The organism is Pseudomonas sp. PGPPP4 (assembly GCF_002256045.1).
Lineage (GTDB): Bacteria > Pseudomonadota > Gammaproteobacteria > Pseudomonadales > Pseudomonadaceae > Chryseomonas > Chryseomonas oryzihabitans.
The window spans coordinates 132,389-154,693 of sequence record NZ_NKID01000001.1; the positions used below are offsets into that span (position 1 = coordinate 132,389).

Annotated in this window: 15 protein-coding genes; 1 reads left to right on the forward strand and 14 read right to left on the reverse strand. The window is 63.5% G+C overall.

Translation table 11 applies throughout. The features are described from left to right. Positions 1 to 22: 22 nt before the first annotated feature. From CFE50_RS00590 to CFE50_RS00650, 13 genes are all read right to left on the reverse strand, one after another. Positions 23 to 3,619 carry a tetratricopeptide repeat protein gene (locus CFE50_RS00590; protein WP_286729553.1) on the reverse strand — a complete coding sequence of 1,199 codons (3,597 nt, stop codon included), beginning with the start codon at positions 3,617 to 3,619 and terminating at the stop codon, positions 23 to 25. Next, positions 3,600 to 6,392: a bifunctional glycoside hydrolase/polysaccharide deacetylase family protein gene (locus tag CFE50_RS00595; protein ID WP_286729556.1), complete on the reverse strand. Its 2,793-nt coding sequence runs from the start codon at positions 6,390 to 6,392 to the stop codon at positions 3,600 to 3,602. The genes CFE50_RS00590 and CFE50_RS00595 overlap by 20 nt, the downstream gene beginning before the upstream one ends. Positions 6,393 to 6,684: 292 nt before the next feature. Then, complete coding sequence (locus CFE50_RS00600) at positions 6,685 to 7,797, reverse strand: polysaccharide biosynthesis/export family protein (protein ID WP_241808247.1); 1,113 nt, start codon at positions 7,795 to 7,797, stop codon at positions 6,685 to 6,687. Positions 7,798 to 8,080: 283 nt separating this feature from the next. Beyond that, complete coding sequence (locus CFE50_RS00605) at positions 8,081 to 9,115, reverse strand: glycoside hydrolase family 5 protein (RefSeq protein ID WP_286730845.1); 1,035 nt, start codon at positions 9,113 to 9,115, stop codon at positions 8,081 to 8,083. Between the two features lie 57 nt (positions 9,116 to 9,172). Further along, positions 9,173 to 10,444 (reverse strand): flippase, encoded by a 1,272-nt coding sequence (locus CFE50_RS00610; RefSeq protein WP_042135263.1) that lies wholly within the window; start codon positions 10,442 to 10,444, stop codon positions 9,173 to 9,175. A gap of 55 nt (positions 10,445 to 10,499) precedes the next feature. Next, entirely contained in the window at positions 10,500 to 11,777 is a 1,278-nt protein-coding gene (locus tag CFE50_RS00615) for a hypothetical protein (protein WP_241808246.1), read from the reverse strand. An 84-nt stretch (positions 11,778 to 11,861) separates the two neighbouring features. Continuing rightward, positions 11,862 to 12,602 carry a WecB/TagA/CpsF family glycosyltransferase gene (locus CFE50_RS00620; protein ID WP_027598147.1) on the reverse strand — a complete coding sequence of 247 codons (741 nt, stop codon included), beginning with the start codon at positions 12,600 to 12,602 and terminating at the stop codon, positions 11,862 to 11,864. After that, positions 12,595 to 13,470 (reverse strand): glycosyltransferase family 2 protein, encoded by an 876-nt coding sequence (locus CFE50_RS00625; protein ID WP_241808245.1) that lies wholly within the window; start codon positions 13,468 to 13,470, stop codon positions 12,595 to 12,597. The genes CFE50_RS00620 and CFE50_RS00625 overlap by 8 nt, the downstream gene beginning before the upstream one ends. A gap of 200 nt (positions 13,471 to 13,670) precedes the next feature. Next, the gene (locus CFE50_RS00630; RefSeq protein WP_027598149.1) at positions 13,671 to 15,887 is read right to left on the reverse strand and encodes a polysaccharide biosynthesis tyrosine autokinase; all 2,217 of its coding nucleotides are present in this window, start codon (positions 15,885 to 15,887) and stop codon (positions 13,671 to 13,673) included. A 15-nt stretch (positions 15,888 to 15,902) separates the two neighbouring features. After that, entirely contained in the window at positions 15,903 to 16,343 is a 441-nt protein-coding gene (locus CFE50_RS00635; RefSeq protein ID WP_027598150.1) for a low molecular weight protein-tyrosine-phosphatase, read from the reverse strand. Positions 16,344 to 16,500: 157 nt separating this feature from the next. Continuing rightward, positions 16,501 to 17,910, reverse strand: a complete 1,410-nt coding sequence (locus CFE50_RS00640; protein WP_007161398.1) for an undecaprenyl-phosphate glucose phosphotransferase — start codon at positions 17,908 to 17,910, stop codon at positions 16,501 to 16,503. 470 nt (positions 17,911 to 18,380) lie between these two features. Beyond that, positions 18,381 to 18,593 carry a hypothetical protein gene (locus tag CFE50_RS00645; RefSeq protein WP_241808243.1) on the reverse strand — a complete coding sequence of 71 codons (213 nt, stop codon included), beginning with the start codon at positions 18,591 to 18,593 and terminating at the stop codon, positions 18,381 to 18,383. Between the two features lie 136 nt (positions 18,594 to 18,729). Continuing rightward, a complete protein-coding gene (locus CFE50_RS00650; RefSeq protein ID WP_286729565.1) occupies positions 18,730 to 19,938 on the reverse strand; it encodes a methyltransferase in 1,209 nt (402 codons plus the stop codon). A 298-nt stretch (positions 19,939 to 20,236) separates the two neighbouring features. On the opposite strand from CFE50_RS00650, the gene CFE50_RS00655 reads away from it, so the two are divergent. Next, complete coding sequence (locus CFE50_RS00655) at positions 20,237 to 21,100, forward strand: oxaloacetate decarboxylase (protein ID WP_027598153.1); 864 nt, start codon at positions 20,237 to 20,239, stop codon at positions 21,098 to 21,100. A 3-nt stretch (positions 21,101 to 21,103) separates the two neighbouring features. Here CFE50_RS00655 and CFE50_RS00660 read toward each other — a convergent pair whose 3' ends face one another. Beyond that, positions 21,104 to 22,303 (reverse strand): glycosyltransferase family 4 protein, encoded by a 1,200-nt coding sequence (locus tag CFE50_RS00660; protein ID WP_241808241.1) that lies wholly within the window; start codon positions 22,301 to 22,303, stop codon positions 21,104 to 21,106. Between the last annotated feature and the right edge of the window lie 2 nt (positions 22,304 to 22,305).

A 22,305-nucleotide genomic window follows, 5' to 3' on the forward strand; every position in this document is an offset into this window, starting at 1 on the left:
GAGGTCTCTCCCTTGAAGCGGTCTAGCGACCGATTCGATTGCTGTATTGAATGCCCAGGGTGCTGCCGGCCTGACCGCCGCTGCCCTGGGGCGCGGACTGGTAGCCGGCGGTGAACGCCAGTTCGTCGTCGCCGAGCACTACCATGCCCAGGCCGACATTCAAACCGTAGTTGAATTCGCGCTCGGTCCACTGCCAGCCGACCAGGGTGTCCACCAGCCAGCTGTACTGCGGATGGGTGCGGTTGAGCGAACCGGGAATGCCGCGCCGCCAGCTGCTGCCGACATAGAGCTGGCCATAGCGATCCTGCAACAGCTGGGTGCCGCCCAGGGCTTCCAGGTCGGCCGCGGTGACCTCGCCGTTCTCGCCACTGCCGGCCAGCGGCTGCAGGTAGCGGGTGACGCTGGCGGGCAGGGTGCTGCGTGCACTGTTCTGCTGATAGGTGATGCCGCTGCGCACCTGCCAGGTGGGACCTTCGAAGAAGATCATGTGGCTCAGCTCCAGGTTGAAGGCGAAGCCGCTGCCCAGGGCATCGCCGTCCCGACTGGAATAGCGATTGTGCGCCGCTCGCCAGCTCAGCTGGTCGCGTGGCGTGAGGTTGTGGCGCCCGGCCAGGCTGACGCTATCCCGCCGGCCGAGGGCGCGCAGATAGCCGCTCTCGTCGGGTTGCCGGTGCCAGTCCAGGGCCGCTTCGATCTCGGTGTTGCCATCGATACGCCAGGTGCGGGCGACGCCCAGGCCCAGGCGATTGCTGTCCGAACGCTGGCTGGCGTCGACGGTGGTTTCCAGACCGCCATCGGCCAGGTTCTTCAGCACCTTGAGCAGCATCTGGTGTTCGTTGCCCAGGGCATCGGACTTGAGGCCACTGCTCTCCACGCGATTCTGCTTGAGCTGGACATCGGCATAGATGTCATCGCTGAGTCGCCGGGCGGCGCGCACCTCGGTGCCCTGTTCGATCAGACCGCCATAGTCGCGGCGTTCCCAGCCGGCCTGGACGCCGTTGGGGGTGCGCTCGGCCTGCTCGGTGGCCTGGCGCAGCAGCTGCCGCTGGATGACCTCCGGCGGCTCGTCACCGGCGGCGGTCAGCGCCGCGGCCTGGGCGTCGCCGGCATGGCCGAGGCGCTGCAGCACCTCGACACGCTGCGCCGGATCCAGGTCGCCGGCCGCCAGCAGCTTTTCCAGCTCGCCGCGATTCTGCCGGCGCAGGACTTCCTGCAACTGCTCGTACTGGCGCACCTTCAGACCACGGCTCTTGGCCCAGGCCAGCCATTCGCCCTTGAGGCCGTCGTCGTTGTTCTGGCTGAGGGCGTCGAGCCACTGATCGAACCAGAGTTGCAGCATGCTCGGCGAGCCATCCTGCCAGGCACGCGCCTGGGCCAGCGCCGCCTGGGGACCGCGCAGGCTGGAGAGCAGACGCAGGTAGGTGGCATAGCGCTCGGGGGTGGCCGGCACCTCGTCGTTGGCCAGGTGCGGCGTGACGACCTTGCGCAGTCGCAGCGCCGCGTCCTGGTGACCGGCGGCGTCCAGGGCGTCGGCGTAGGCGGCCTGCACCAGCCAGTCCTGGGGATGGGCGTCCAGGTAGCGGCGATACCAGCCGAGCGCCTCTTCCGCCTGGCCCAGCAGCACCAGACCGCTGCCGAAGGGCAGCCAGAGCACATCGCTGTCCCGGGCCCGGCCCTTCCAGTCGCGCAGCAGGGTGGCCAGTTCGGTCTGGCGATTCTGGTCGATGAGCAGCCACAGCAGCCGTTCGCGGAAGCGGTCGTCATCCGGAAAGCGCTGCAAGGCCTGCCGATAGCCCTCTTCGGCCTGGGCGATGCGCCCGCGCTGGAAGTCCAGCCCCGAGCGCGCCAGCCAGACCGCGGGATTGTCGGCCGAGGCCGGCTCGCGCGCGGCACTGGCCAGCAGCCGCTCCAGCGCCGCCGTGTCCTTGAGTTGCTCGGCCCATTGCAGGGCGTCGGTCAGGCGCTTCTGGTTCTTGCTCTTTTCCCAGCTCTTTTCCAACAGGGCCAGCGCCTTGCGCGGCGCCGTGCGCAGATAGATCGCCAGCAGGCGATCCTCGTCGTTGGCGGTCAGGCCCTTGTCAATCGTGGCCAGGCGTTCGAAGGCCAGCTGGGCCTCGCCGTCGCGTTCCAGCTCCCAGGCCAGCTCCGCCCGCAGCCGCCAGTAGTCGACGCCCTGCCGCTGCTTGGCCGGCATGCCCTCGAGCACCTTCCAGGCCTCTTCAGGCTTGAACAACTCCCACAGGGTGCCGGCCCAGGTCAGATACTCCGCGTTGGTCAGCGGGAACCTCTTGCTGAACGCCGCCCAGGCTTCGACTTCGGCGTCGCCCTGCTCGGTACGGGCCAGCAGCTGCTGCAGCCGCTCCCAGGCCAGGCGCTGCTTCGGCTGACGCCGGAGGTAGTCCCGCAGCCAGCGCTCCTCGGCGGCGGGATCGCCCAGGGATTCGTAGGCGAAGATCAGCGCATCCAGTTCGGTCTTGTCCAGCTGCCGTTGCCGCGACGCCTCGGCCAGCAACTCGACCACGGCATCGAAGCGAAACGCCCGGGCGGCCAGCTTCCAGGCATGATCGCGGCGTTGCGGATCGTCCTGGCGTGCCAGCAGGCGCAACCAGAGGTCGAGGGCTTCGTCCATATGCCCGGTCCATTCGCCCAGCTGGGCCAGTTCCGCGAGCAGTTTTTCATCGTCCGGACGCAGCGCCAGCAGTTGATGACCCTCTTCCCAGGCGCGCTCGGTGTCGCCTCGGCCCAGGGCCAGCCGGTAGGCGGCCTCCAGGGCGGCCGGGTCGTCCGGCTGCCACTCGCGCCAGCGATCGATCAGGCGCTGGGCCAGGTCCAGGCGCCCGCTGCCCTGGGCGGCGGCCACCCCGGCCTGCAGCCAGGCCAGACCGGTGGCATCGGCCTGCAGCCGCGGCAGTTCCTGTTCCAGCAGGGCGGCGGCTTCGGCGCCCTGGCCGGCGGCGAGCCAGGCATCGAAGGCCTGGTGCCGGTAGCCCTGGCGCTGTTCGGCCGAATCGGCGAGATCGGCCAGGCGCAGATAGAGGCGCGCGGCCTCCTGCTGACGCCCGCCGGCCAGACTCCAGCGTGCCGCCTGTTCCAGCCATTGCTGGCGCCGGGGCGGATCGCGACGGGCCAGTTCGATATAACGCTGCGCCGCCGTGGCCGGATCGCCCAGTTGCAGGGCGCGCTCGGCCACCCGTTGCAGCTGGGGCGTGCTGAGGGTCGCCACGTCCAGGGCGCTCAGCCGTTGTGCCAGGCGCTCGCGATCGGCGTCGGCCAGGCCTTGCGGCTGGGCTTCCGCCTGCAGGATGTCCAACTCCAGGGCATAGAAGGGGGTCGACGCCAGCGGTTTCGGCAGCAGTTGCAGTTGCCGCCGCGCCTCGTCGATGCGCCCCAGGGCGATCAGCTGGTCGATCAGCTTCATGCGCAGCCCGGTGTCGTCCGGGGTCGCCTTGAGCAGCACCTGGGCGTAGCTGATGGACACCTGGTCGGCCGGTTCCTCGCCGGGCAGGAAGACCTGCTTGCCATGAAAGGTCAGCACCAGCACCAGTGCGGTGAGGAGCGCGACCCCCAGCAGCGTCCAACCACTCAGGAGCCGGGTTTTCTTAGCCGCAGACGATCTCACCGTCACTCACTCGTGTTAGCGGAAGTTTGAACGTCTGGAGTCCGGCCGCACCCGGCTGGCTCTTGTAGCGCTCGCGACCGACCCGCAGCTCGCAGGCCGAGGACGCGCGCAGGGTCAGCTCCAGCGGGAATTGCCCGGCGAAGGCGAAGCGGATGCGCGTCGGCGACAGGTAGTCCCACTGCTGCAGCGGAATGTTGGCCTCTTCGAGGGCGGGGGTGGGGTCGCGGCTGTCACGCAGGACCAGCCGCGCCTGAGCGCCGGCCAGGTGGACATAGCGCCCCTGCGGCAGGTCGCGGACCCCGGCGATGCCCTTGGAGCGCTGCAGGTCCGGCCAACCCAGGCGCGGATCCAGGCGCAGGGTACGTAAGCCGTCGAGGGCCTTGATCGACCAGCTGCCATCGTCTTCCCGGGCGAGACTGGCGGTATAGAAGCCGCGCAGGCGACTCAGGTAGTCGCTCATCCACAGCGACAGCGGATGTTCGGCGGCCATGCCCTGGTAGATCTCTTCCATGACCTTGAGCGACGCCTGCTTGGTGCCCGAGTAGAAGTGGTAATAGAGGTGCAGCCCGCGCAACCGGCGCGGGTGCTCGGTTCGCTCGAAGGTATAGAGCAGATCGCGAAAGCCGTAGTAGGGACCGCGCCAGAGATTGGTGTAGACGTTCTCGTTGATGATGGGCGCATAGAACTGCAGGCCGCCCGGGGTGGGGCGGATGAAGGGATAGAGACCGCTCACCGAGGGCTGCGCCCGGGTGATGTGCGAGTTGCCGCCGTTCACGTTGAGCAGGCCGTTGTCGTAGGCGAGCTTGAGGGTGGCCGCATCGGGCTGGGCGTCACCCGACCAGAACACCATCTTCACTGGCTTCTGCGGGGTGGTCAGGCGCTCGTTGATATAGCGGGTCGAACCCACGATCTCCCGGGTGAAATCCACCTTGTCGTAGCCGGGAATCTGCATCATGTAGCCGTACTGGGCTTCGAAGTTCTCGCTCTGCTCGGCCACCGCCGGTTGCCAGAAGAACGGATGGCTGAAGGTGTGGGTGGCCACTTCCACCTTGGGATCGGCGAACAGGCGACGGGCGATGGGCTCGAGTTGCGCGGTCAGCTCCGGATAGCGGCCCTTGGGGCCGACCTCGCCTTCGATGATCGAGGCCGAGGTCAGAAAGGGATGCGGCTGGATGAACTGCTCCAGCACCACCTGGCCGGAAAAGGGCGCGCCGGGAATCTCCGCCTTGGAGGCGAAGGCGTCACCGTCGATGTGCACGGTGGCGATGCGTCGACCGTTTTCCGTGGTCGGATCGGGCACCGGCAGGGGCGGCAGCTGTAGAGTCTTCGCCGTGAAGGCGAAGGGATCGATGATCCAGCGACTGGCTTCGGGGCCGTCTTCCATGACATAGGGGCCGAAGGCGAAGCCGCCCCAGGGGGCCACGCCCATGGGCACGAAGGTCCCGCCCGGACCGCTCAGGCTGACCACCGGGGTCGGCCCACCGGGCAGCGTCTGTACGGCGGGCAGGTCACGCGTCCGCAACTTGACCGGCGCCTCGAAGTTGCCGGCCAGGGCAGGGTCCAGCACCTTGAGGGTCAGGCCGTCGGGCAGCGGCTTGCGACTGACGCCCAGGCCTATTCGCTTGAGCAGGGCCTCGTTGTCCAGCGGCAGACCGCCGAGGATCAACAGGGGGGTCTTTTCATCCAGGCGCTGGCCGATCCAGTCGTTGAACGCCCGCGAATTGGGTGGCGGACCGCTGGTCATCCACACCACGACCCCGGCGTATAGGGCGCCAGGCCAGGCCGTGGGCAGCGGCTTGGAGGCATCGAAATAGTCCAGGCGATAGCCCTGGTACTCCAGTGCACTGCCGAGGAAACGATGCACCGCCGACTGGCGCAGGGCGCCTTCGCGGCCATCGTAGAGCAGCGCCAGCCGGCGTGGCTGCAGGGCTACCGAGCTGATGCCCAGGGTGTTGAGGTCGGGGGTGGTGATATAGGGCACATAGCCTTCGTCGCGCAGCCGCTTGGCCAGGCGCCGTGCTTCCTCACGCTGTTCCGGCGGCAGGTACTCGATGGCGATGACCGGGAGGCCGGCACTGCGCGCCGCCTCGATCCGTGGCTTCAGCCACTCGCGGTCCTGCTCGCTGACCGGGCGATAGGTCTTCTTGCCGGCATCCCAGCCGGCGTAGAGGGATTCCACCGCCATGGCGGCAGCCACCCCGGGCAATTCCGGTTGCACCTCGAAGCCACGGTTGAAGAACAGCCTGAGCGCTGGCTGGCGGCGGTGCAGTTCGGCCAGCAGGCTCTTCAGCGCCAGGCGCTGGGTTTCGCGCTGGTCTTCGGCCACCAGCTGGAAGCTGTCGAGGGTATCGAGAAACAGCCCCGTGTAACCGGTCTTGGCCAGTTGGGCGGCGCGGTCGAGCAGATGGGCACGCCAGACCGGCGACGCCAGGTTCATCACCTGACTGCCCCAGGCCTTGTTGGCCACCGGGCTGGCACCGGCGCTGAGGCCGGCCTTTTCCAAGGCCGCCGCGTCGCCGGCGAATTCGCCAATGGACAGATAGGCGAATGGTTGGGTACCGGCCTCGTGCAGGGCACGGACATCGGCGGCGCTGGCATGGCCGGGTTCGAGTACCACCCAGTCGAACTGGGCGAGTTCGGCCACTGGCGGCTTTTCCGCATACCAGAAAGCCACGCTGGCGGGTGCCGCCAGGGCCGTCCCCAACAGGGACAGGTAGCCCAGTAGCCCTACCGTCAGCCGGCGCCACCAACCGAAGCGGGACCCTGCTCTCATTGCCTTGCCTGACGCCACACCCAGTCCTTAAACGTGCCCGACTTCGGTATCAGGTTAGCTACATTACGCAAAAGCGTGACGAAAAACTGCCTATGGCAAGCCGAGCGGCAGCAATTAGGGGGTTAATAGGTATCGAGATAATTAATGATCTGCCGGAAAGCGCGTCTAGGCGGCGGGTTTCAGGCTCTTGAGCGGGGGCGTTGGCGCGGGAAAGGCAGGCGGGGTGGAGCGGAACGTCAGAGGAATTGCCGTCATGCGCGGCGGTAACCGGCATGACGGCAAGCGAGCGCTGTTACTTGAAGCTGCTGTTCAGGTTGGCGCTGGTGGAGAGGATGTTGGTCGAGCCGAGCAGCTGGCTGACGAAGCGGTTCCAGCGGGTGATACCGGCCGGGCCGACGAAGACCACGTCCTGCGGCTGCAGATGGAAGTTCTGCGCCAGCACATAGGCGGTGGGGTTCTTGGCCGCCAGGTGGAAGACCTGGGCGGTGGCACCCGGGGCCTTCAGGTCTTCCGGGCCACGGATGACGTAGACGGCATCGGCGTTGGCGGTTTCCTGCTGGATGCCGCCGGCCTGGCTCAGGGCTTCCATCAGGTTCAGGTTGGTGATCTTGTAGCTGACCGCTGCCGGAGCACGGACTTCACCGACCACATAGACCTTGCGTGCGTCGTTGTAGGGCAGGTGGAGGCTGTCGCCGTCCTTGAGGTAGATGCCGTACAGCTTGGAATCCTTGCGGTTCAGGCTGTCGGTGTCCAGGCGGTATTCCTTGCCGTCGCGCACCAGGGTCACGCCGGTCAGATCGGCGCCACCGGTGTTGGCCACGCCGGCCTGACCCAGGGCTTCCACCAGGGTGATGGGCTTGGTGGTCAGGGGAATGGCATCGCCCTTGTTCACGGCGCCGGAGATGGTGACCTTCTGGCTGCCGAACTTCAGCACGCTGACGTCGACCTGGGGATTGTCGATGAAGGTGGCCAGACGGCGGGAGATATCGGTACGGATCTCTTCCAGGGTCTTGCCGGCGGCGCGCACGGTGCCGACGTAGGGGTAGAACAGGGTGCCATCCGGGCGTACCAGGCGACCGTTGGCTTCCAGCTGCTGCTGGGCGCCGGACGGAGCGGTCAGTTCGGGGTGATCCCAGACGGTGATGTAGAGCAGGTCGCTCGCACCGACGCGGTAAGCCTGCGGCTTGTAGTCCAGCAGGGGCTTGAGGTCGGGAGCCTTGGACAGGGCCGCGGAATCCTGGCTCATCAGCAGCGAGCTGGTGATCGGGATCAGCTGGACCTTGGTGCCCTGGATGCTTGGATCGCTCTTCAGGTCGTCCTGATCCAGGTACTGACCCGGGGAGTAGGCACAACCCTGCAGGACGATGCCGGACAGCAAGGCCAGAGCGGTAAATTTGGTTTTCATGTCATTCGTCCTTGATTGCTGATTGAGTGTGAGCAAGAGGAATAAATCGGAAGGTAGAAGCAACGAGCCGGTTATTCATGGTGTTCCTTCGCGAGACATAACGGTCCTCGACATTGGACTGGATTCCATGCGGCCAGCCTATCCAGCGGCGAGAGAACTCGGGTCTCAGCTTTTAGTTGTACGAGCACCTGAGTCTGCTGGTCTAGGACTGGCCCTTGGCCATCGAGTTCAGCGCCCCCGGAGCGGAAAAAGGTGACGCCGTTCGAAATCTGTCACATCTCCGCTAACGAGGTCCTATGACTTGGCAGTCATGTTTGTTCAGGTGTTTTTCCAGCAGGGCCGTCTGGGGCTTCTCCGCGCCGTTCTTCGGTTCGATGGCCAGGGGATAGTCGCCCCAGCCCGGACCGGCCGCCCAATAGGCGCTGGGTACGCACTGCTCGCCCAGATAGCTGAGCAGATTGTCCATGGCTTCCAGCCACTGCGGGTGTGCAGGTATCCCATATTCGCCAATGAAGCCGCGCAAATTGTGCTTTTTCAGCCACTCGATGAAGGGGCGGGTTCTTTCCACGCCGATCATGGGATGGACGCCCTTCATGCCCGAGGCGTAATTGCCGCTGGAGTCCTCGTCGAAGTAGATGTGCGCCTCGTAGATCAGGTTGTCCGCCGGATCCTTGATCAGCAGGTCGCCATTCACCTGCGGCCAGCGCTGGGCACTGGACCAGCTGTCGCCGGCGATGAAGATCGGCGTCTTCATGTCCACGGTGCGGATGCTATCCACGGCCGTTTGCGCTGCCCGCGGCCAGAGGCCCTGGGTGTCGTGGGGTTCGTTCATGACATCGTAGCCGTACAGCGCCGGATGCTTCTGGAAGGTCAGCGCCAGGCGCTTCCAGACATCGGCGTAGCTGGCATAGGACACCTGGGGCGAGCCGATCAGCTGGCCGCGATAGCGCGCGTAGTTGTGCAGGTCGAGGATCACCCGGATGCCGTACTTGTCGGCGAAGTCCAGGGTGCGCTGCAGCAGGGCGACCTGGGCCTGGTCCAGCTCACCGCCCAGTTGCGGCTGCACCCGCTCCCAGAGGAAGGGGAAGCGGATGAAGCGGATGCCCTTGGCCGCGTAGCGGCGGAAGTAATCCTCGGTGGGATAGAAGTAGTTGGTGCCTTCCACGCCGGGCAGCACCTGGCCGGCGAAGCCGGCGGCCGACAGGTTGATGCCGATGAGATCCACCTTGGCTGTCGCCGGCTGTGGCTGAGCCTGGCCATAAAGCGCCGCGGACAGTAATACGGTGGCCAGCAGGCCACCACCGATACGACGTTTCACTCGTGACACGGACAGCACCTCTCGTGTGTTGCGTAAGTTCGTCTGAGCAGAGCGCCCTCAGGAGCTCTGCTGATAGACCGGCGTGGGTTGCAGCGGCGGCGTGCGCCGGGCGAAGTATTCCAGCGCCAGGTAGTCCACGGTGACCCGGATGGTCCAGGCGATGGCGGCGCCCATGATGGAGAAATGCTGGATGCAGACCACCAGCAGACCCAGGTAGGGCAGCAGCTCGGCGAGGTGGATCATCGCGGTGGTGCGCGAATGGCCGCGGGCCTGGATCTTGGCGAAGGGAATCTGCGCCAGGGCGTTGAAGATGAACCCCACCGCCAGGATGCGCAGGATCTGCGCGGCATCGCCGCCGTACTCCGGACCCATCCACACGGTCATGATCCAGGGCGCCAGGATGAGGATCGGCAGCACCATCGCCAGGCTGATCAGCAGCAGACCCCAGAAGGCCTTGTTCGCCTGGCGCGCGGCGTCGTCGCCGCTCTTGCTCAGCAGCGGGAACACCACCCGGGCCACGGCATTGGGGATGATCAGCATCCGCGACACCGCTTCGGCCGGGGCGGTGTAGAAGGACACGCGGCTGGCACCGACCATGTGCGACAGCACGAAGCGGTCGAAGTAGACCATCAGCGGACTGATGATGTTGCTCACCGTCATCCAGCTGCCGAATTTCAGCAGTTCCTTGAACACCTCGACCTTGAAGGTACGGATGCCTTCCGGGAAGTCCTTGTGCAACGGCCAGTAGGCCAGCGCCATGGACACCACCCGCGCCAGCACCAGACCGATCACCGTGGCGGAAAAGCTCGGTTCGATCAGCACCGCGATCAGCGGCGCGATCGCCAGCAGGCTGTTGGAGAAGGTCCGCAGGATGTTGAATTCACCGAAGCGCTCGTTGCCTTCCAGGTAGGCGAACCAGACCGTCGCCAGCAGAAAGGGCGGCACGCACAGGCTCAGCCAGCGAAAGCCGGCCACGGCATTGTCGAAATGTTCGGGCGAGACGTGCAGCAGACTCACCACCTTGCCCGCGCCGAACCACAGCAGCAGCGTCGCCAGCAGACTCAGGCCGATGACGGCGCCGGTGGCCGTGCCCATGACCAGCCGGTTGAGTCCCTTGTCGCCATGGTGCATGGCGACGGCGCGGATGACCGCCCGCGACAGGCCGGCATCGAACAGAGTGGCATAGCCGACGATGGCGAAGGCCAGGGTGAACAGGCCGAACTGCTCGACACCGAGCAGGCGCGACAGCACGCCCATGGTGGGCAGCGCGATGGCACTGGGAATGACGACACCCAGGATGTTCCAGGTGCTGTTTTTGATCATCGACATCGTGGGGGTGAAAACTCCTTGAGGCCGCCCGACCGACGCCGGGCGGCACGCGGGATCAGACCGGGCGAGCCAGCTGGCTGCTCGGACGCGGGTAAGGGCTGCTGACGTAGGTCTCCTGGACCGGGGCGGAGCTGTAGTGGTGCAGCGCGCGCAGGGCCTGAATCACCATCAGGTAGCAGATGGTGGCCTGGAGGTACTCGAAGAAGCCGGCCAGCGGCCAGATCACCAGCTGGGCCAGGGTGGCGGTCACCACGAAACCGGTATCGGGGTGCAGCATCTTCGCCCAGCGATAGTAGAGGAACAGCGACACCGGGATGATGATGAAGGCCAGGAAGCCGAAGCGGAACAGGGTGCCGAACACGCCGACGTCGGAAAGGAAGAAGTACTCGCCGAAGTAGGGGATGAAGCCGTTGTTCCACATCAGCGACAACGAGCCGCTGGGCAACCAGTGGTTCTGGCTGAGGTGGGAGAAGATGTAGCCGATGGTCTGCTCGCGCACCCCGTCGGTGGGGCCGTCCTGCACCGACTGGGCATAGAAGTCCAGATTCAACCCCAGCACCTTCATCAGGTCCGGGAAGATGAAGAAGGGCGACAGCAGCAGCGTGGAGACACAGATCCAGACGATCGACTTGCTCTTCAGGCAGAACACGGTGAACACCAGCGCCAGCACGATCAGCTGCCGGGTCTGGGTGCCGAACACCAGGGTCAGCAGGAACACCATGGCCAGCACGATGTGCACGGTCTTGCTGCGCGCCGAGCCATCGATCGGCGAGATGCCCTTGTTCCAGGTCTGGATGCAGTAGAAGTAGGCCAGGCACAGCGCCGGCGCACCGATGGAGGAACGGTCCGGGCGGTCGAAGGAGGACTGCTTGTCACGCAGGTCCGGCAGCACGCCGAACTTGAACATCCAGGCCATGACAGCGGCCAGCAGCGCCGTGATCAGCAGGGCCTTCTCGAATTGCGAGGCGCTCATGTTGCGCCCGAGGAACATCAGGGTGGCGAAGCCGAAGCTGAACAGGATCCGCCGCTCCTCGATCAGGCCGTAGACCAGCGGCTGGCCGTAGAACAGGAAGGAAAAGATCGCGGGCAGACCGATGAACACCACCGACGAATAGACGGCGTAGGTCATCAGGATCTTGAATTCGCGCTGCTGGGTACCAATGCTGGTCAGCAGGTAGAAGAAGGTGAAGGCCATGCAGATGGCCAGGTACAACTCGTTCAGATAGAGGATGCCGACCGGGTTGTGCGGACTTTCGCCGAACACGTCCAGGTGCAGGATCAGCAACGGAACCAGGAGAACGAAGGAAACGGTACTTTTACGGAGAATGCTCATAGACCTACCCATCCAGACGGGACCACCGGACTGGGTGTCCGGTGGTCATCTTCCTTGCGGCTGAGAACGCTGCGGGGCAGCCACTCAGGTGCGTCGACTGCTGCGTTCCTTGAGATAGATGGGCAGGATGCTCACCGCATCGTGCACGTAACGCTTGGCCAGTCGCTTGGGCTCCGAACACATCCGGTGCAGCCACTCCAGCTTGGCCTTCTGCATCCAGCGCGGCGCCCGCTTGACGGTGCCGACGGCGAACAGGATGGACGCGCCGATGCACAGGCCGACGCCGGTGCGCTTGCTGCTGTCGATCTGCCGCGCGAGCTTTTCCTGACGCGGCGCCCCGACGGCATAGAGGATGAACTCCGACGGATTCTGCATCACGAAGTCGACGCATTTCTGCGTTTCCAGCGGATCGTTGATGAAGCCCATCGGCGGGTTGTAGTGCGCCAGCTGCATGTGCGGATACATCCGCCGCAGCTTGCCCACGTCATTCTCGCTCGAACCGATCAGCACCACCGACAGGCGCTCGTCATTGGCCTTGCGCAGGATGCTCAGGGTCAGATCGCTGCCGGTGATGACCTCGGGTACGGCCACTCCCAGCGACTTGAGGATCGGCATCAGGATCCGGCTGTCGCAGATGCGCTTGCCGGCGCGCTGGTAGGACTCGCGCATGTCGGGGTTGCTCTGCAGCTGCACGACATGGTCGATGTTCGGCGTGACGATGTAGCTGTAGGGCCGGTGGATATCCTGGCTGATCGAACTCATCAGCTCGTCCTTGGTACCGGTGAAGAAGTCGATACCAAAGGCTTGGGTGCGTAGGTTAGACATGCATCGTCGCTCCCTTGAAGGCGCCCTTGACACCGGACCAGGCCAGTTTCGGATTCTTGAATTCCTTGAGCACGGTGATGCCGGACAGCAGCACGGCGGAGACCAGTGCGTAGGGCGTGCCATGGAATTTGCGATTGAAGCGAGTCGCGGCGCGATTGCGGAAGTAGTGATAGAAGGCACTGCGTCCGCCCGAGCTCATGGAGCCGTAATGATAGAGCTGGCTCTCCCGCAGTACCTTGAGGGCGACGCCCTTGCGCTTGGCCTGGTACTGCCAGTCCACCTCTTCGGAATACATGAAGTAGGCTTCGTCCATGAACCCGATCTCGGTCAGCAGGCTGGCGCAGAAGGCCATGCTGCAACCCATGATGTAGTCGGGTTCACGGTCGAGCTTGGGGATTTCGCTGACGGCGATGTCCTTGCCCAGCAGCTTGGACTTGCCCAGCAGCGGATAGAGGATGCCGCCGCCATAGCATTCCAGGCGACCGGTCTGGGAGCTCAGGATCACCGAGCCGACGATGGTCTTGGGCGCGCGCTGCAGCTCGGCCAGCAGCGGAGCGAAGGCATCGTCCTTGACGTAGGCGTCGTTGTTGACGACCCAGAAATGCTTGACCGCCAGGTTGTCCAGCGCCCAGCGCATGCCGTAGTTGTTGCCACCGGCATAGCCGTCGTTGCGCGGACTGGCGAGCACGGTGACCTGGCTCAGGCCGTTGTCGGCCTGCCAGCGTTGCAGGACGTCGATGGAGCCGTCCTGGGAATCATTGTCCACCACCACCGCGTGATCGATGGACGGGCAGTGCTTGAGGATGCTCTCCACACAACTGATGGTTTCGTTGGGGGCCTTGTAGTTGAGCACCATGACTACGTTCATTGGCGTGTTCCTATTCTTCAGAATCATCAATCCGGTACAGCGTCGAGATCCAAGGCTGCCAAGCGTGGCCGGGTTCAGGAGCGAACCCTTCGAAATCGCTGTGTGAGGTAGTTTCTTGTTCGATGCGCCTGTACGAATACTGCCGCGATCCCTGAAGGGATTGGCTGGACGGCGCTCGGGCCGTCCAGCCGGGTCGTGCATCAGCTCTTGGCGTTCTGCTCGTAAGAGTAGTGATAGTTGCCGTAAGAGCCGTAGTTACTGGCCTTGCGCTCCACGGCGTTGAAGATCACGCCCTTGAGCGGAATGCCGTTGAGGTCGAAGCGGCGCTTGGTCGCCTCAAGCTCCTTGACACTGTTCACGCCGAAACGTGCGACGATCAGGCTGGTACCGGCGTGGCTGCCGATGATGCCGGCCTCGGTCACCGCCAGGATCGGCGGGGTGTCGATGATCACGATGTCGTACAGCTCGCTGAATTTCTTCAGCACGGTGGTGAATCTCAGGCTCATCAGCAGTTCCGACGGATTCGGCGGGAACTGGCCGCAGGAGACGAAATCCAGGCTGCCGACTTCGGTCTTCTTGATGGCGTCGTTCAGGGCGATGCGGCCACTCAGCAGATCGGACAGACCGTCCTGCTGCTTGGTGTTCATCAGCTTGTGCAGATAGCCCTTGCGCATGTCGCCATCGATCAGCAGGACGCGTTGACCGGACTCGGCGATCACCGCGGCCAGGTTCGAGGACACGAAGGACTTGCCGACGCCCGGGCTGGGACCGGAGATCATCAGGATGTTGTTCTTGGCCTCGATCATGGCGAAGTGCAGGCTGGTACGCAGGCTGCGCAGCGCCTCGGTGCTCAGATCGGTCGGATGGGTGAGGGCGGTCAGCGAGGACTCGCCCGGCTGCTTGGTGCCCAGTACCTTGGTGGTGTCCGCCTGGTTCTTGCTGTAGGGGATCGAGGCGTAGACCGGCAGGCCGATCTGCTCGATGGCTTCCGGGGTCTCGACACCGCGACGCAGGGTGTGACGGGTGTAGACGATGGCCAGGCCGACGATGCCGCCCAGGATGATGGCGACGGCGATGATCAGCGGTTTGTTGGGGGCGGACGGATCGTCGACGTTGGCGTTGGCGTTGTCGATGATGCGGACGCTACCCACGGTACCGGCGCGAATGACTTCCAGCTCCTGGGCCTTGTTCAGCATCAGCGCATAGGTCTGACCGGTCACTTCGATGTCGCGGTTCAGGCGCAGCAGTTCCTGCTGGGTTTCCGGCAGCACTTCGACGCGCTTCTGCAGCTTGGCGCGCTCGGCCTGGAGTTGGCCCAGCTGGCTCATCAGCGCCTGGTAGGCCGGGTGCTGGCGAGTGAACTTGCGATCCATCTCGGTGCGCTTGAGGTTCAGCTCGGAGATCTGGTTATCCAGGGCAACGGTCTGTTCCAGGACCCCCTTGGTCTCGCTGTCGATGTCGACCGACTTCTTGTTGGTCTGGTAGTAGTTCAGCGCGGACTGGGCCTTTTCCAGATCGGATTTCACGACCGGGATCTGGGCGCGCAGGAATTCCAGACTCTGGGTGGACTCGGCGGCGTTGCGATCGATGTTCTGCTGAACATAGATGTCCGCGACTTCCTGGACGATGGCCTGGGCCTTCAGCGGATCCGCGTCTTGCAGACCGACACCGATGATGCCCGACATCTTGCCGCGTTCACCGGCGACGATGCGGCCCTGGTATTCCTGGATGGTCTTGGAAAAACGCTTCTTCATGATGGTGAATTCGGTGCCGGGGCGAGCCTGCAGCGTAGTCACCTTGATCTGGTAACCGGCATTGCTCACCGGCTGGCCGAGGCCACCGTGCAGCACCACTTCGTCGTCGGCGTTGAAGACGGTGAAGTTCTGGTTGTCCTCGACCTTCAGCTTCATCGGCTTGTCGAGGTTGCTGTCCGGCACTTCCAACTGGTCGATGACCAGTTTCTCGCCGCCCCAGGCGAAGCTGTTCAGGCCGAGCAGGGGAGAGGCGACGTCGGTTTCATTCTGCGGCTCGAAACGGCGCGCGACGAAGTTGCCGATCAGCGGGAAATAGCGCGGCTTGACCTCGATATCCAGCTTGAGGTTCTCGATCGCCTTGCCGATCACCGAGCGCGACTTGAGCAGCTCGATCTCGGTCACCGCCTCGGGCATGGGCGGCGGCATGCCGCTGGTCTGGTCGGTCAGTCGGGTAACGCCCTTCTTCTCCATTTCGATCTGGATCATGGCGTTGGACGAATACATCGGCGTGGCCAGGATGGCGTAGCCAATACCGAGCGCAGCGAAAATGCCGATTACCGACAGCAGTTGCCATTTGTAATCGATCAACATTCCAAAGAGTGCGGAGAAGTTGATATCCGACTCATTTTTAACTTCGGGAGTAAAGCGAGGCATCGTGGTCATGAAATTCCTTCTTCCCTATTTGATGTATGGAAGCCAACTGTCTACACAGCGCGTCAAAAGTATTTGGACATTTTGAAACATCTCTTTAGAAAGGCGATAAGGGTCTGGTACTTCTTGATTGCTCAACCATTTCCCGATCAGAAAAACCTTACCCCTGACTTCAGGAGCAATACTTTCGACGGAGCGTGAGTGGAACTCTTCCATGGTCAAAATCAAATCCGCCTTGCGCAGCATCTCTGCATCCGCCTGGCGAGCTTTGTGGGTGGTGAAATCGATGCCGTTCTCCCGTAGCAATACCTCCTGAGCGGTCTTTTCCATGCCGTGGCCCACCAGCGCCCTGATGCCGGCCGAACCGACCTGGACGTCCCGGCCTTCCAGCGCCTTGGCCAGTAGTGCTTCTGCGACCGGGCTGCGGCAGATGTTCCCTTCGCATACAACCAATATCGACTTGATCATTCTTCAAAAACCTTCCTGTTGTCCGGACAACAGGTATCGACGGCAGATAGCCCAGCAAAGCCCGTACAGGAGTTGCTCGCTGCCGATGTAATTAGAGTCGGGAGTCCAGGCTCCAGATCGTCGTGCTGAGTAGTGGGGCCAACGGCCCCGGCCAGACTCAGTATGCGTTCTTATTGATGAAGCCTTTGAACAGCGTGAGAAAGATGATCTTGACGTCCCACCAGAAGGACCAGTGGTGGATATAGTCCAGATCGAACTCGACGCGCTTCTGCATCTTGTCCAGGGTGTCGGTCTCGCCGCGCCAGCCATTGACCTGAGCCCAGCCGGTAATGCCGGGCTTCATCTTGTGGCGGAGCATGTAGCCCTGCACCAGCTTGCGGTATTGCTCGTTGTGAGCGACGGCATGGGGACGGGGACCCACGATGGACATTTCGCCGCGGAGTACATTAATGAATTGAGGCAATTCATCGAGAGACGTACGTCGTAAAAATGCACCAAACGGGGTGATGCGGGAGTCATTCTTGGTCGCCTGGGTGACCTTGGCGCCATTTTCCATGACCTTCATGCTGCGGAATTTCCACACTTCGATCGGCTTGCCGTCCATGCCGTAGCGCTTCTGCTTGAAGAAGATCGGGCCGGGCGAGGTGATCTTGATGCCGATGGCGATGGCCAGCATGGGCAGGGAGATCATGGCGAGGATGATCGAAGACAGCACGATGTCCTCGATACGCTTGACGATATGGCTGGCGCCATCCATCGGGGTATCGAAGATGCTGATGCTGGGCAGGCCGTCCAGGCTCTCGCTACGAGCATGCAGCAGGTGGAACATGAAGATGTCCGGGATGATGTAGACGGACGCGGTGGTATCGCTCAGCTCCTGGACCAGCCAGTTGATCTTGCTCTGATCGGCCATGCCCAGGGTGATGTAGACCTTGTCGACCTGGCCGGAGCGAACGTCTTGCATGAGGCGATCCAGACCGCCATTCAACGCCGGGCTGGGCACGCCTTCTTCACCGGTGTCCTGGTTGTCGCTGTAGAAACCGGCGATGCGCAGGCCCATCCAGGGCGCGGTGCTGATGGTGTGCGCCAGGCGCTGGGCGACCATGCCGTTGCCGGCGATGGCGACGTTGCGGGTGTTGATGCCGGCCTTGCGCAGGGAATGCATGATCGAGCGCAGCAGCACGCGATAGCCGCACAGGGTGCCGAGCGTCAGACCCAGCCAGCCCTGCATCACGCCAGGTGAGAGATAGGACTGGTCGAAGAAGAAGTAGTCGACCATGAACACGGTCGCGAAGGTCAGCACCCAGTAGGTGGCGATCTTGAGCAGTTCGTCGGTGATGCGCTCACCCCGCCAGGAACCATAGACGTGGTTCAGCTCGGTGAGGAAATGGAAGATCAGCAAGGACAGGAAGATGACGACCCAATGCTCGGGGCGCATGCCGGTTTCCGACGCCCAGGTGCCTGCCACATAGGCGCTCAGCGTGATCACGGCGAGGTCGAGCAGGCGGTGTGCGAGCGAGATTGCCGAGGAGTTCGTATGCAAAATGCCGCGTTCTTTCAAATTCATGGTTCCATCCTTGTGCGTATACCGTGCACGAACTTTCAACTGGGCGAGGCAGCTACCAGCGTCTGAAATGTTCACTATGGCGCTCTAGGACCGATGACTGACCACCGATCGCTAAATGCCATGATGGCTGTAGCGACGTTAGGACTCGGCACTGATTAAGAGGTTCACACGGTAGAAAGGCAGGCAGGCGCTGTCGAGCAAGCCCAGATCACGGCAAATAGCACGCCAGCTGGGGTGCGACAGTGGAAGGGAAGTCGAGAAGGGGGGAGTGCGTCACAGCGCGGGCGGACGGCTGACACACTTCTCTCGCGTCAGGGCGCGATGAGCGGTTCGTCCGGGCAGCAGAAGGGAGGAAAACGTTCCGTCGGACTTTAATGTGAGATGCAGGAACTGTGAGCTGTTTCACCAAACAATGAGACAGCCGGACCGGTCAGGTCGGGTGTAGGCCAGTCCCTGGCCTGAAACACGCCTCAATGGCGATGGTGGGACTGAAAACTCAGGGGGGAGTTGACGGGGAGGGTGGAGATCTTGGAATGCCAGGCCGAATTTCTCGAGTTGTCGTGGGAGAACAACAGGAACGACCAGCTGACAAGGAGGGAGGCCACCGCAAGCCAAGGCAGTTGGGCTTGGGCGAAGACGAGGCAACCGGCAACGCCGGTCCAAACGGGCAGGTAGTAGCGCATTTTTGTTATTCCTGCTTTTTGCGAGATTGCAACCTAACTATTGTGCAGACTTTGTGAGAAGTCCATCACCAAAAGGTATTTTTTACACTCCTCAGCTCAGATTCCGACAAACGTGCAGGATAGAGCGGCTGTAGGCCTATGCCGGACAGGGTTTTTCCGCGCTCAGCAGCAGATTCCGGGGTGTCAGGCTGGCCGGACAGAAGGTTCCCAGCGTCACACTGTAACCTTGCTCCTGTAGGAACAGCGCCTGGTCCAGCACCAGCCAGAGTTCCAGCGGACGGCGGAACAGGCCGCGCAGCAGTTCGAGATTACGAACTTCTGCCAGCCGCTGGAAGCCCCGATGTTCCCACAGCGGCCAGTCGATCGCCGCGGGAAGCTCGAGCGCCTTGCGCCGCGCCAGCTCCGCACCGAACGCCGAGAAGGGCTGGCGCAGCCAGTGGCTGGGCAGCGGCGGCGTATTGAGATAGACGTCGCGTCCGCTGAGTTCGCGTTGCAGGAGATCGAATCCCAGGCGTCGCGCCATGGACAGGTCCCTGTCCCGCCGCACCCGCTGCCCGCCGGTGACGGTTTCGCAGAGCGCCAGGCGCAGGGCTTCGCGGTCCAGGCGCAGCGCCGAGGCCTGCGCCGCGGTGGACAACGGGTCATACACCTCGGCGGAGATGCGGTCATAGCAGCAGGGCGCCAGGGCCAGTTGCTGACAGCCGCGCGCTGCCGTCACCCTGAGCAGCCGGGTGTGCAGGTCGCCACAGGCGTGCAGGGCGACGGGTGTGTCGCGACTGCCGAGCTGGTCGCCTGCCAGCGGTTGGAGCACATCGGCCTGATAATGGTGCACCGGGGCCCGGCCCCGGTGGCTGAGCCTTTCACCCTCCTCGACCAGGGCCGCATCGAACTCCAGGCAGACGGCTGGCGCACCCTGATGGGTCAGGTGCCTGGCCAGGTGGCCCTTGCCCGCACACCAGTCGACCCAGCGCTGCACCGGTTGCCGGAAGTCCAGCTTGCGACTGAAGGCTTCGATCTGCAGCCACTTGCGCCCCGGCACGTCGACGTCTTGCCTGCCGGACAAGGTGCGGCCAGGAGCGTCTGGGTAGGCGTGGACCTGACTGAGCGCCAGCGAGGTCTCTGCCAGAGAGCGGAAGGGCTCAGGTGCAGCCAGCAGCTGAGGGGTATTATGGGCGGCCTCGGCTTCCTCCAGACTGCGGGCCCGCAGCCAGCGGGCCAGCTCCGCATGGCTCGATTCCCAGGCCAGCTCCCGTTCGACGAAGGGTCTGGGTCGCCACAGGTGCTGATGGCGGGTCAGAAAGAGATCCAGGGCGGTGAAGCGTTCGAGGAAAGCAGCGGCGAGCATGATGGCATTATGCAGTGACGGGATTGGCAGGAAGGCAAGGCCTGGCCACTATTGTCACTTTGCCCGGGCATGCTTGGGTACCGAAATTTCCCACGCTTGGCCAAGTGGCTGGCTGCACTGCCGATCCGCATTCATTTGACGTTCGCCGCGGGGCCTGTGGCTCTTGAAGAGCGAGGCCGGGCGACGACCGTGGGTCAGTTGGATGAATCGATTTATCTCAAAGCCGGACATCCGGTCGTATGACCAGTACTTGTCGCGCTAACATTGTCTGTTCGGTATCTCCCAGAAGGAAAATTCCATGAAGCCAACCTCCCCGCACAAGTTGCGTCTAGCGTTCAGAGCCCTGCTCAAATCGGACAGCTGCTATCACACGGCGTCCGTCTTCGATCCCATGTCGGCGCGCATCGCCAACGACCTGGGTTTCGAAATGGGCATCCTCGGCGGGTCGGTGGCTTCCCTGCAGGTGTTGGCCGCGCCGGACTTCGCCCTGATCACTCTCAGCGAGTTCGTCGAGCAGGCCACGCGCATCGGGCGGGTCGCCCGGCTGCCCATCATCGCTGACGCCGATCACGGCTACGGCAATGCGCTGAACGTGATGCGCACCATCACCGAACTCGAACGCGCCGGAGTGGCTGCCCTGACCATCGAGGACACCGTGCTGCCGGCCGGCTATGGTCGCAAGTCCACCGATCTGGTGAGCGTCGAAGAGGGTATCGGCAAGATCAAGGGGGCGCTGGAAGCCCGTATCGACGAGGCCCTGAGCATCTTCGCCCGCACCAACGCCACCGAATTGAGCACCGAGGAAGTCATCTCCCGCACCAAGGCCTACGAGGCCGCGGGTGCGGACGGTATCTGCATGGTCGGCATTCGCGATTTCGCTCATCTGGAAGAAATCACCCAGCACCTGAGCGTGCCGGTGATGCTGGTGACCTACGGCAATCCCCAGTTGCGCGACAACGCCCGCCTGGCCAAGGCCGGGGTCCGGGTGGTGGTGAACGGGCATGCAGCCTACTTCGCGGCGATCAAGGCGACCTACGACTGCCTCAGAGAGCAGCGCGACATCACCGCGTCCGACCTGTCCGCTTCCGAACTCTCCACCAAGTACTCGACCCTGCAGGAGTATCGAGTCTGGGCGCGGGAATTCATGGACGTGAAGGAGTAACCCTCAGGCGGTGCTCAGCGAGCTCGGTTGCAGAGCCTTGCTGGGAAAGGGCGTCACGATCTCCAGATCCAGATCGGCGGGCAGATGCAGCGCAGCGACCCGGGCTTCGACATAGGCGCGCATTTCCTGACGGAAACGCTTGGTGGCGAAGCGCTCGGCGTTCTGTCGGCACGCCTGCTGGCTGATCGGCGTTTCCAAGGCCTCGAACTGACGCACGGCGGCGCATAGCGAGGCAGCGGTCTGCTCCGGATAGAAGACGCCGGTGGGGTGTTGCGCATCGAGACCGCGCACGGTTTCCAGAACGCCACCCCGGCCATAGGCGATGACGGGCGTACCGCAGGCCTGGGCTTCGATGGGGGTGATGCCGAAATCTTCCTCGGCGGCAAAAACGAAGGCCCGCGCTCTGCGCATATGATCGAGCAGGCAGTCGAAGTCCTGGTAACCCAGCAGGGTGACATTGGGGCCGGCGACTTCCTTGGCTTTCTCGAATTCGGGGCCGGCGCCGATCACCACCAGCTTCTTGTCGGGCATCGAGCTGAAGGCTTCGACGATCATCGGCATGCGCTTGTAGGGCACCATGCGCGACGCCGTGAGGTAGAAGTCGTCCTTGCCGCCGCTGGGGGTGAAGCGACTGATGTCGACCGGCGGATAGATGACCTTGGCTTCGCGGCGATAGGCCTTGCTGATGCGCCGGGCGATGAAGTGGGAGTTGGCGACGAAGGCATCCACGCCGGCGGCGGTGCGCTGATCCCAGATGCGCACGTAGTGCAGGATGACGCGCGCCAGCTTGCCCTTGAGGCCGCGGTCGAGACCGGCTTCCTTGAGGTACTGGTGCTGCAGGTCCCAGGCGTAGCGGATGGGCGAGTGGACATAGCTGATGTGCAGCTGGTCCGGACCGGTCAGGACACCCTTGGCCACCGCATGGCTGCTGGAGATGATCAGGTCGTAGCCGGACAGGTCGAGTTGCTCGATGGCGTGCGGCATCAGCGGCAGATAGGTCTGATAGCGCTTCTTGGCCTGGGGCAGGCGCTGGATGAAAGTGGTTGTCGCCTGCTTGCCTTGCAGCTGCGCCCGATCCTCGTCCGAGAGGAAGTCGATCACGCTGAACAGGTCCGCCTCCGGCCAGATGTCGAGCAATTCGGCGAGCACGCGTTCGGCGCCAGCAAAGGTTACCAACCAATCGTGAACGATGGCGATTTTCATGT